This window comes from Arthrobacter sp. Y3221160, assembly GCF_059092585.1.
Window position 1 is genome coordinate 1 of sequence record NZ_JBNHHU010000005.1, and the last position, 2046, is coordinate 2046.

Below are 2046 nucleotides of genomic sequence, written 5' to 3' on the forward strand. Positions count from 1 at the left end.
TGCTCCTGTTGTTTGAGAACTCAATAGTGTGCCAAGTTTGTTGATACCAATTATTTATTGGTTGAAAGTGCCGTGGCGTGCCGCCCCTGTGGTGTGTCGCGGTTTTATCAGCCTGGTTTGAATTTAGTGCAGTGTCTTCGGTCGTTTTCCCGGCCGTTGGTGCTGTGTCTGTTTGAAACATTAACGGAGAGTTTGATCCTGGCTCAGGACGAACGCTGGCGGCGTGCTTAACACATGCAAGTCGAACGATGATCCGGTGCTTGCACCGGGGATTAGTGGCGAACGGGTGAGTAACACGTGAGTAACCTGCCCTTGACTCTGGGATAAGCCTGGGAAACCGGGTCTAATACCGGATATGACCTGTCACCGCATGGTGGCGGGTGGAAAGATTTTTCGGTCATGGATGGACTCGCGGCCTATCAGCTTGTTGGTGGGGTAATGGCCTACCAAGGCGACGACGGGTAGCCGGCCTGAGAGGGTGACCGGCCACACTGGGACTGAGACACGGCCCAGACTCCTACGGGAGGCAGCAGTGGGGAATATTGCACAATGGGCGAAAGCCTGATGCAGCGACGCCGCGTGAGGGATGAATGCCTTCGGGTTGTAAACCTCTTTCAGCAGGGAAGAAGCGAAAGTGACGGTACCTGCAGAAGAAGCGCCGGCTAACTACGTGCCAGCAGCCGCGGTAATACGTAGGGCGCAAGCGTTGTCCGGAATTATTGGGCGTAAAGAGCTCGTAGGCGGTTTGTCGCGTCTGCTGTGAAAGCCCGGGGCTCAACCCCGGGTCTGCAGTGGGTACGGGCAGACTAGAGTGCAGTAGGGGAGACTGGAATTCCTGGTGTAGCGGTGAAATGCGCAGATATCAGGAGGAACACCGATGGCGAAGGCAGGTCTCTGGGCTGTAACTGACGCTGAGGAGCGAAAGCATGGGGAGCGAACAGGATTAGATACCCTGGTAGTCCATGCCGTAAACGTTGGGCACTAGGTGTGGGGGACATTCCACGTTTTCCGCGCCGTAGCTAACGCATTAAGTGCCCCGCCTGGGGAGTACGGCCGCAAGGCTAAAACTCAAAGGAATTGACGGGGGCCCGCACAAGCGGCGGAGCATGCGGATTAATTCGATGCAACGCGAAGAACCTTACCAAGGCTTGACATGGGCCGGATCGGGCTGGAAACAGTCCTTCCCTTCGGGGCCGGTTCACAGGTGGTGCATGGTTGTCGTCAGCTCGTGTCGTGAGATGTTGGGTTAAGTCCCGCAACGAGCGCAACCCTCGTTCCATGTTGCCAGCGCGTAATGGCGGGGACTCATGGGAGACTGCCGGGGTCAACTCGGAGGAAGGTGGGGACGACGTCAAATCATCATGCCCCTTATGTCTTGGGCTTCACGCATGCTACAATGGCCGGTACAATGGGTTGCGATACTGTGAGGTGGAGCTAATCCCAAAAAGCCGGTCTCAGTTCGGATTGGGGTCTGCAACTCGACCCCATGAAGTCGGAGTCGCTAGTAATCGCAGATCAGCAACGCTGCGGTGAATACGTTCCCGGGCCTTGTACACACCGCCCGTCAAGTCACGAAAGTTGGTAACACCCGAAGCCGGTGGCCTAACCCCTTGTGGGAGGGAGCCGTCGAAGGTGGGACCGGCGATTGGGACTAAGTCGTAACAAGGTAGCCGTACCGGAAGGTGCGGCTGGATCACCTCCTTTCTAAGGAGCTTCCTCGAACCTTTCCTGGCCTGTCATAGTGCGGGTTGGGTGGTTTGCAGGGCAAGCCCGTTGCGGACGCGTCTGTTGTCCGGCGGGTGCTCATGGGTGGAATATCAACGGATTCGGTGTCTTTCGCGGTTGGCCGCATGCCAGTACGGTGCCCTTTGGGGTGTTTGGAACGTGTGTGGTTGGTTTCGCGGGGGATGTCTTTTGGCACACTGTTGGGTCCTGAGGCAACAGGACCTTATTCTTGCAGCGATGTGAGGAGAGGGAAGAAGTTGGTTCCTCTTGTTTCCTGCGCTTGCCGCGCCGGCCGCCCCGTTTGGGGTGGCGGGGGTGGGG

The 2046-nt window shown here is 57.3% G+C and carries 1 protein-coding gene and 1 rRNA gene; one reads left to right on the top strand and one right to left on the bottom strand.

Features of this window, described 5'->3' with window-relative positions; all coding sequences use genetic code 11:
* Positions 1-181, bottom strand: a 181-nt coding sequence (locus tag AC5RWG_RS17165; protein WP_494002654.1) for a hypothetical protein, incomplete at its 3' end; no start/stop codon positions are given.
* Here AC5RWG_RS17165 and AC5RWG_RS17170 point away from each other — a divergent pair.
* Positions 181-1704, top strand: a 16S ribosomal RNA gene (locus AC5RWG_RS17170). The genes AC5RWG_RS17165 and AC5RWG_RS17170 overlap by 1 nt on opposite strands.
* Positions 1705-2046: the final 342 nt, after the last annotated feature.